9 protein-coding genes are annotated in these 8,404 nt (G+C 71.2%); 3 read left to right on the forward strand and 6 right to left on the reverse strand.

Annotated features, from left to right (window positions below; genetic code table 11):
• A partial coding sequence (locus ACOJSN_RS13270; RefSeq protein ID WP_420112976.1) for a hypothetical protein occupies positions 1-321 on the forward strand: 321 nt, incomplete at its 5' end.
• 159 nt (positions 322-480) lie between these two features.
• Here ACOJSN_RS13270 and ACOJSN_RS13275 read toward each other — a convergent pair.
• A complete protein-coding gene (locus tag ACOJSN_RS13275) occupies positions 481-1,266 on the reverse strand; it encodes a DUF3027 domain-containing protein (RefSeq protein WP_420112977.1) in 786 nt (261 codons plus the stop codon).
• Positions 1,267-1,268: 2 nt separating this feature from the next.
• Positions 1,269-1,652 carry a cold-shock protein gene (locus tag ACOJSN_RS13280; RefSeq protein WP_420112978.1) on the reverse strand — a complete coding sequence of 128 codons (384 nt, stop codon included), beginning with the start codon at positions 1,650-1,652 and terminating at the stop codon, positions 1,269-1,271.
• A gap of 191 nt (positions 1,653-1,843) precedes the next feature.
• On the opposite strand from ACOJSN_RS13280, the gene ACOJSN_RS13285 reads away from it, so the two are divergent.
• Positions 1,844-4,072: a helicase-associated domain-containing protein gene (locus ACOJSN_RS13285; protein ID WP_420112979.1), complete on the forward strand. Its 2,229-nt coding sequence runs from the start codon at positions 1,844-1,846 to the stop codon at positions 4,070-4,072.
• Positions 4,073-4,112: 40 nt separating this feature from the next.
• Here ACOJSN_RS13285 and ACOJSN_RS13290 read toward each other — a convergent pair whose 3' ends face one another.
• From ACOJSN_RS13290 to ACOJSN_RS13305, 4 genes are all read right to left on the reverse strand, one after another.
• Positions 4,113-5,228: an ABC transporter permease gene (locus ACOJSN_RS13290; protein ID WP_420112980.1), complete on the reverse strand. Its 1,116-nt coding sequence runs from the start codon at positions 5,226-5,228 to the stop codon at positions 4,113-4,115.
• Complete coding sequence (locus ACOJSN_RS13295; protein ID WP_420112981.1) at positions 5,225-6,109, reverse strand: ABC transporter ATP-binding protein; 885 nt, start codon at positions 6,107-6,109, stop codon at positions 5,225-5,227. The genes ACOJSN_RS13290 and ACOJSN_RS13295 overlap by 4 nt, the downstream gene beginning before the upstream one ends.
• 98 nt (positions 6,110-6,207) lie before the next feature.
• Positions 6,208-6,882: a response regulator gene (locus ACOJSN_RS13300; protein ID WP_420112982.1), complete on the reverse strand. Its 675-nt coding sequence runs from the start codon at positions 6,880-6,882 to the stop codon at positions 6,208-6,210.
• Positions 6,879-8,138, reverse strand: a complete 1,260-nt coding sequence (locus ACOJSN_RS13305; protein WP_420112983.1) for a sensor histidine kinase — start codon at positions 8,136-8,138, stop codon at positions 6,879-6,881. Before ACOJSN_RS13305 ends, ACOJSN_RS13300 begins: the two co-directional genes overlap by 4 nt.
• Before the next feature lie 96 nt (positions 8,139-8,234).
• On the opposite strand from ACOJSN_RS13305, the gene ACOJSN_RS13310 reads away from it, so the two are divergent.
• The coding region (locus ACOJSN_RS13310; protein WP_420112984.1) for an MBL fold metallo-hydrolase at positions 8,235-8,404 on the forward strand (170 nt) is incomplete at its 3' end.

Consider the following 8,404-nt stretch of genomic DNA (forward strand, 5'->3'; position numbering starts at 1 on the left):
AACACCATCCTTGCCAACAAGAGCTGCGTCGAAGAACTCATCACCATAGTCTCCAGCAGCAGCTCGTATGAACTCATCACCATCCTTGCCAGCAAGAGCAGCAGCGATGAACTCGTCACCATCCTTGCCAGCAAGAGAAGCACGAATGAACTCATCACCATCCTTGCCGCCAGCAAGAGCAGCGCGAATGAACTCGTCACCGTCCTTGCCACCAAGAGCGGCGCGAATGAACTCATCGCCATCCTTGCCAGCGCGGGGCAGGATCGGGCCGGCGAGAGCGGTGAGGCGGGTGACGGACGTCGTCAGGGCAGTAACGACTGAGGGGTACATGGGGGGCTCCTTCTCGAGACCGTGTGGAGTTGTTTGGGGGGTAAAGCGCCGGGATGGCACTTTCACGGTAACCCGCGCACAACGGCATGAACCAGGGGACCAGAACGGTCACCGAGGGTGAGAAGGGGGTGGAAAAGTGGGTGCTGTTCGCTATTCGACGGAGGTATCTGTGCTGACGACCTCGATATCGAGCTCGTCGATCAGCGGATCCGCCTGGACCCAGTCATGACCGGAGCGGGTGACATCGGTCTCGGAATGGGCGCCGCAGCCGTGGTCGAAACTCACGACCTTCCCGTCGTCGGGCGACCACTCGTTGGCGCACACGCCGAACAAGGTCCCGAGAGGTCCGGAGAGCGGGATGATGAAGCCGCAGGTGGCGCAGTCCGCGCCCGCGGCGCGTGCACCGGAGCTGCCTGGACCGTTCACGCCGTCGTACCAGCGTGTGGCGGCGGCGTCGATCGCCTGGGCGGTCATGATCCGGTCCCTGTCGAGGCCGAGCTCATGCATCGCCACTCGATCGACCTCGGGGTCGCCGGAGGGGACGACGCCGGGAACGAGGCGGTCGTCGTCGCCGTCGAATGGCAGGCGATCCGTGGGACCGAGGTCGCCGGGTGCGAGCCGCTCGGCCCAGGGCAGCCAGGCCTTGGCCAGCAGTGCGCCGTCACCTGGCAGCAGCCCGGTCTCGCACACCGTGGCGGTCCTGGCCCGCGGCGCGCGGGCCACGGTGACGATCCAGTGCCAACCCGAGTAGCCCGGCATCAGGCACGCGAACGAGTGCGTGCCGAGCCGCTCGCCGTCGAGCGCGAAGCCGACGTGCTCACCGACCTGGCCAGGCTCGGTCTCGCCCTCGATCGCGGCGCGGGCGACCTCGACGGCACCCGCGAGGACAGCGTCCTTCGTGGGCCGGCGGGAACTGGTCTCGACCGTGGCGCTCACCCTCAGGCGTCGAACTCGTCGGCGACGGCGCGCATGACCGCAGCGATCTTGCTCGCCTCGGCACGCTCGGGGTATCGACCCCCGCGCAGACGGTTGCCGGAGCGGTCCAGTAGCTTGATGAGGTCCTCGACGATCGGGACCATGTCCTCGGGCGCCTTGCGGTGACCGCGCGCGACGGTCGGTGCCGGGTCGAGCACCGTGACGGACAGTGCCTGAGGGCCGCGACGGCCATCGGCGACGCTGAAATCGACGCGTGTCCCGGGCTTGGGCGCAGCGGCGCCGGCGGGCATGGCGGAGGCGTGCAGGAACACTTCGGCGCCGTCGTCGGACGCGATGAATCCGAAGCCGCGATCGGCGTCGAAGAACTTGACCTTGCCGGTGGGCACCGTGTTCCTGCCTGTTCGTATGAGGGCGCGCGAGAGCGCACGGGAAACTCAACCAGTGCTCAGCGTACCTCGCCGCGGGCGCACGCTCACCACGGGCGGGCACCAAGCGGTCACGGCACTCCCGGAACCAGCCATCGATGGGCCAACGCGCCGCAGCCGACGCTGCTCATGGCAGCCCTAGGATCGGGTGGATGGCCACCAGCGCACCCGAGCTCGCCGAGGCATTCCGGGCAGCTGAGGACGGCTGGCTGGCCGCGCTGCTGGACCGCCGGCCGGATCTGGCCCGACCGGTGCCATCCTCGCTGACCGCGCTCGCGGGGCGCGCCGGGACCCGGGCTTCCGCGGCGCGGGCGCTCGCGGGTCTCGATGCGCTCCACCTCAGCACTCTCGAAGCGATCGTCGTGATCTCCGACGGGGGTCGACCGGTCACGCTCGACGCGCTCACGTCCGGTCTCGGGTTTGACGCGACCGGTGCCGCCTCGCAGCTGCGCGACCTGGCGCTGGTCCTCGGAGACGACGACGCGCTCGCACCGGCCCCGGGCGTGGCCGACGCGATCGGGCCGACCCCGCTCGGGCTCGGCCCGCGGCTGCGCTCGCTCGACGTGGGAGGCGTCGAGGGCTGGCCGACCACGGCGCCGGCCCTCCGCACGCTCCTCGCATCCGCGCCTGAGCCGGCCCGCAGACTGCTCGACGCGCTCACCTGGGGACCGCCGGTGGGCACACTCGGGACGGAGCTCCCGCCCGCGGCCGCCTGGTTGCTGGAACACCGGGTGCTGCACCGGCTCAGCCCCACCGAGGTGGTCCTGCCTCGCGAGGTGGCGCTCGCTGCGCGGGGCAACCGGCTGACGCGCGAGGTGCCTGTCGAGCCACCGCTCGGCGAGGTACCTGTACGGAGCGCTGAGGTGGTGGCAGCCGAGGTGGCTGCTGCGGCCGATGAGATCCTCCGGCAGATCGGGGTGCTGCTGGAGACCTGGGAGGACGAGCCGCCCGCCACCCTGCGCGCCGGCGGCATGGCCGCACGTGACGTCAAGCAGCTCGCCAACGCGATCGGCGCCGCCACCGAGCGGGCCGCACTCGTGGCCGAGCTCGCCGGGATGGTCGGACTCCTCGGCCACGTTCACCTCGACGAGGGCACCCGGTGGGCGCCCACACCCGCCGCCGAAGGCTGGCGCGAGCGCCCGTCCGAAGGCCGCTGGGCGGACCTGGTCGCTGCCTGGCTGGGCTCGGCACGGGTGCCGTGGCTCGCCGGAACCCGCAACGACCGGGGCGCGCTCAGGTCGGCGCTCGCACCCGACCTGCACCGCGCGTGGGCGGCGCCGTTGCGGCACCGCGTGCTGACGGCTGCGGCGGCCTGGCCGGAGCCGGCCGCCCCTGCGGCCGAGCAGGTGCGCCAGCACCTGGCCTGGACCGCGCCGCGCTCGGTGCCACCCGCAGCCACTGTCGCCGCGGTGCTGGCCGAGGCGACAGCGATCGGGCTGCTGGGCGCGGGTGCGGTGGGCGAACCGGCCCGCGTGCTCCTGGCCGGGGGTGACAGCCAGCGTGTCGCCGACTCACTGCGCGACTGCTTCCCGAACGACGTCGACGACCTCGTGGTCCAGGGTGACCTCACCGGCATCGTGCCCGGGCGGCCCGGCGCCGAGCTGGCACGGCTGCTCGAGGCCTGCGCCGACGTGGACAGTCGAGGCGCCGCTCTGACCGTGCGGTTCACCGGCGCATCGATCTCGCGCGCCTTCGAGGCCGGTTGGTCCCAGGATGACCTGCTCACACAGCTGCAACGAGCGTCGCGCACGCCGCTGCCGCAGCCGCTGGAGTACCTGGTGCGCGACGTTGCCCGGCGCTACCGGCGCGTGCGGGTCCAACCCGCGGCCACGGTGATCCGCACCGACGACGAGGCCTCCGCGGCCGCGCTGCTCGGCGACCCTCGGCTCGCCTCGCTGGGACTCCGGGCGATCGGCCCGTCCACGCTCGCTGCCGACGCCACACCGCTCACCGTGCACGAGACGCTCCGCAGCGCCGGCGCGGCACCGGTGCTGGAGGGCTCGGACGGGCAACCGCTGCAGCTGCCCACCGCCCGCTCCCGCGCGGCACGTCCGGCGGAGCTCGAGGGCCCGCCGCAGGAGCGGCCGGTGGCCGCCGCTGAGGCCGTCATCGCGATGCGCGCCGGAGAGCGCCGGGCCGCCGCGCTCCTCACCGGCACGGAGGCCACCTCCACGCCGGGCGACGAGCTGGCGCTGCTGCGAGCCGCGGCGGCACAGGGCCGTCAGGTGCGGATCCTCGTCGCCGGCAGCGCGGGTGCCTCGACCGAGCGGCTGGTACGGCCGCTGTCGGTCGAGGCCGGCCGCGTGCGCGCACTCGACGCAGCACGCGAGGCGGAGATCACGGTCGCGACGCACCGGATCGTCTCGGTCCGCCCGGCGTGAGTCGCGGCGCCGGGTGACGCGGCGGCCTCAGACGTGTTCCCTACGCGCCCGAGCGCAGCACCTCGGTCACCTTGACGCGCTTGCCGGTGCGCAGCAGCGACCGGTCGTAGATCAATGCCGCCACCCGCAGCGCGATCACGGTGGCGATCACGAGCACACCGAGCGCGAGCAGGGACTCCCACCACGCCGTCGTCCCGAGGAACACCCGCATCGGCACGGCGACGGGCGCCGAGAACGGCACGTACGACATCACGGCGAGCACCGCCGGGTTGTTGTTGAAGATGATCACGAGCACGTACGGGATCATCACGAGCATCATGATGGGGCTCGTCGCGCTCGCGAGGTCCTCCACCCGGGACACGAGCGACGCCGTCGCCGCGTACAAGGCCGCGATCATCACGAACCCGACGGTGAAGAACGCCACGAACCACAGCAGCGGGATACCGAGGCCGTCGAGCAGGATCGTGCTGCCGGTGGCGGCACCGGCACCGATCACGAGGATCGCGATCAGTGCGATCTGCGCGAACGCCAGCAGCGAGTTGCCGAGCACCTTGCCGGCGAGCAGCGCACGGGCCGGGATGGTCGCGAGGAGGATTTCCACGATCCGGGTCTGCTTCTCCTCTGCGACGCTCTGCGCGATCGTGTTGCCGTACGTCATCGCGGACATGAAGAACACCAGACCGAACCCGAGGCCGATGAAGTAGGTGAGGAACGGGTTGGGTGCGTTCGGGTCGAGCAGCTCCACCTGGGGTGTGACGCTCAGCGCCTGGATCAGGCCATCCGGGGCGCCGCGCTCGCCGATCACCGTGAAGCCCTCGGACGGCGAGCCGATCACGCCGGCCTCCACGGTGCCGTCGAGGATCAGGTCGCGGACCTCGTCCTCCGAGCTCGCCTCGGTGACCTCGACGCCCTCGAGTGCCTCCACCGTGGCGGCCGCCTCGGACGTCACTGCGACCGATGTGGTGCTCTGGAACAGCGACCCGGCCTGTGAGCCGATGATCGCCGAGGCGAGCACGGCCGCCAAGAACAGGATCGAGGAGATCACGAACGCCTTGGACCGCAGCCGGACCATGATCTCGCGCTTCGCCACGATGCTCACGGCGCGGCCGAACGTCAGTCCGCGCTCGTGGGTCAGGGGGTTGGTCTGGACAGTCATCGCACAACCTCCGCGAAGATCTCGGTCAAGGGACGGTGGTGGGGGCCGAACGAGCGCACCGAGCCGCGTTCCACGGCCTGGCGGAGCACCTGGTCGGCCAGTTCGGGCGAGTCTGCGGTGAACCGGACGTGGCCGCCGTCGAACTCCGAGACCTGCACTCCGGGGATGTCGCGCACCCAGCCGCCGTCGGCCGAGGTCACCAGGGTCCACTCGGGGGTGCTGTGCTGGGTGCGGATGTCCTCGCGGCTGCCGCTGGCGCGCACGCGCCCATCGGCGATGATGACCAGGTCGTCGCACAAGCGCTCCACCACATCGAGCTGGTGGCTGGAGAACAGCACGGGGGCGCCGGACGCCGCGACGTCACGGAGCACCTCCAGGGTGGTCTCGACCGCCATCGGGTCGAGCCCGGAGAACGGCTCGTCCAGGATGAGCGCCACCGGGTCGTGCACCAGAGCGGCTGCGATCTGGGCACGCTGCTGGTTCCCGAGGCTGAGCGCCTCGACCGTGTCCCTGAGTCGTTCCCCCAGGCCGAGCCGCTCCAGCAGGTCGGTGCCTCGCCGGCGCGCGTCCGCGGCACTGAGGCCGTGCAACTCGCCCAGGTAGACCAGCTGGTCGATGATGCTCATCTTCGGGTACAGCCCCCGCTCCTCGGGCATGTATCCGATGCGCGAGCGGTAACCCGCCCCCATCGGGGCGCCGTCGACCTCGACCGAGCCCGAGCCGGGAGCGAGCACGCCGAGGATGATGCGCATCGTCGTCGTCTTGCCCGAGCCGTTGGCGCCGACGAAGCCGGTCATCCGGCCAGGCGCGACATCGAAGGACACATCATGGAGGACCTGGTGGTCCCCGAAGGAGCGGTTGATACCGCGCAACGAGATCATGCGATCACGCTACGGCCAGCACCCGCCGGTGCGGATCGGTCGCCCGACGGAAACCGCCCTCTCCCCCGCCCGGCGGAACCCCTCCCTGGGCGCGCGAGTCAGGCCGAGGGCGTGACCACGCCGTGCTCGTAGGCCCAGATCACCGCATGGATCCGGTCGCGCACGCCGAGCTTCATCAGCACGTTGGACACGTGTGTCTTGATCGTGGCTTCGCCGAGGAACAGCTCAGCCGCCATCTCGGCGTTCGACCGGCCGCGGGCCAGGTGCATCAGCACCTCGCTCTCGCGCTCGGTGAGTCCCTCGATGCTCGACGGCGGTTCCTGGCTCTCCTGCTCGGGTCCCGTCGGTCCGGGTTGGGCCGCGTACCGCTCGATCACCCGGCGCGTCACCTGCGGCGAGAGCAGCGCGTCGCCGCGAGCGAGGGCGTGCACCGCCTCGATCAGGTGCTCGGCCTCGGCGGTCTTGAGGAGGAAGCCGCTCGCGCCGGCGTCGAGCGCCTCGAAGAGGAAGTCGTCCCGGTCGAAGGTGGTGAGGATCATGACGGCGGCGGCGAGCCCGCCCGAGGTGATCGCCCTGGTCGCGGCCAACCCATCCATGACCGGCATCTGCACGTCCATGCAGATCACGTCGGGTGCCAGCGCGGTGGCCTGCTCGATCGCGACCTTGCCGTCGGCGGCCTCGCCGACCACCTCGAACCCCGGTTCGCTCTCGAGGATGGTGCGGAACCCCACCCGCACGAGCGACTGGTCGTCCACGAGCAGGATGCGCGTCATGAGTCTCCTTCCACGGTGCTCGGCACCAGATCCTGCCGTACTCCGGTGGTCGGGATCGACGCCCGCACGAGGTACCCACCGCGTGACTTCGGACCCATCTCGATGGTGCCGCCGACCGCGGACACGCGTTCGGCCATGCCGGTCTGACCCACCCCGAGACCGGGCGCACGAGACATGCGCGAGGCTGCGCCGTCGTCGGAGATCTCGACCTCGATGTCCGCCTCGCGGTAGCGGATGCGGACGTCGGCGCGGGCGCCTGCTCCCGCGTGCTTGCGGGTGTTGGTGAGAGCCTCCTGCACCACGCGATAGGCGGTGAGCTCGACGGCGGGACTCGCCTCGCGAGGCTCGCCCACGATCTCGAGGTCGACCGGGCCGTGCTCGCGGGCGGCGCGCACGAGGTCGCGCAGATCGGCCAGCGTGGGCATCGGGGCGTCGTTCTCGTCCTGGCTGCGCAGCGCGCCGACCATGGTGCCGAGCTCGGTGATCGCGGTGCGGGCGCTGTCCTCGACGCTGCGCAGCGCGGTGGCGGCACGGTCCGGGTCGCGGCCCAGCATGCGGCGGGCGGCGCCGGCCTGGATGCCCATGGCGGAGACGTGGTGGGCGACCACGTCATGCAGCTCGCGGGCGATCCGCAGCCGCTCCAACGAGATCGCCTGCTCGGTGAGCTGCGCCTGCTGGGCCCGGACCTCGGACTCGGCCCGCTCCAGTGCCTCCCGCTCGATCGCCTGCTGCCAGGACCGGTCGCCGAATACCCACCCGGCCGCGAAGTAGGCCGCGTTCACCAGCACCTGCACCATGAACAGCGAGAAGAACGCCTGCACGCCGTACTCACCGGTCTCGGGCGAGTAGAAGCCGCGAACGCCCGCAGTGACGAGCCAGATCGCCATCACGACCACCACACAGAGCCGTGCCCGGAACGCGAGCACGCGGTCGGTGCACCAGGCCCCGATCGAGTAGAACGGCACGAACAGCACCACCTGGGAGACCGTCAGCTCCATCGCGCCGAGCTCGCCGCCCACGGCGTACGCGACGCTGGTCGCCACGGTCGCGATCACCGGGTGGCTGCGCCTCCACACCAACGGCACCGCGATCAGCACCGAGAACAGCGCCGCCATCCACATCGGCTGCCGGAACTCCTGGACCTGCGCGGTCCAGACCAGCACAGCAACCAGCGCACCGGCGAGTGCCAGTGCGAGTGCAGTCAGCGCATCCGCGCGCACCATCGATGCGTCGGCTGGTCGGCGCGGGGAGGCCATCGCCCCAGGGTAGGCGGGGTGTCGCCGCGGTCTCCTCCCTCGCTCGGCGGGAACCGGCTCCCCCTCGCGGCGGAGCGCGCGGTAGCGTCGGTGGTCGTGAAGATCACCAAGCATGAGCACGCCTGCCTGACCATCGACGACCACGGCGGCACCGTGGTGATCGACCCCGGTTCGTTCTCGGGCCGGCTGGTCGATCTGGAAGCCGTGGTCGCCGTCGTCGTGACCCACGAGCACGCCGACCACTGGACGCCCGAGCACGTCTCCGA

The organism is Pseudactinotalea sp. (genome assembly GCF_048594945.1).
In the GTDB taxonomy this organism is placed as follows: Bacteria; Actinomycetota; Actinomycetes; order Actinomycetales; family Beutenbergiaceae; genus Pseudactinotalea.

Excerpts from the sequence above, each read along its gene's own strand:
- ACOJSN_RS13285 (WP_420112979.1), top strand. The coding sequence starts at position 1,844 with ATGGCCACCAGCGCACCCGAGCTCGCCGAGGCATTCCGGGCAGCTGAG.
- ACOJSN_RS13290 (WP_420112980.1), bottom strand. The coding sequence starts at position 5,228 with ATGACTGTCCAGACCAACCCCCTGACCCACGAGCGCGGACTGACGTTC.
- ACOJSN_RS13295 (WP_420112981.1), bottom strand. The coding sequence starts at position 6,109 with ATGATCTCGTTGCGCGGTATCAACCGCTCCTTCGGGGACCACCAGGTC.
- ACOJSN_RS13300 (WP_420112982.1), bottom strand. The coding sequence starts at position 6,882 with ATGACGCGCATCCTGCTCGTGGACGACCAGTCGCTCGTGCGGGTGGGG.
- ACOJSN_RS13305 (WP_420112983.1), bottom strand. The coding sequence starts at position 8,138 with ATGGCCTCCCCGCGCCGACCAGCCGACGCATCGATGGTGCGCGCGGAT.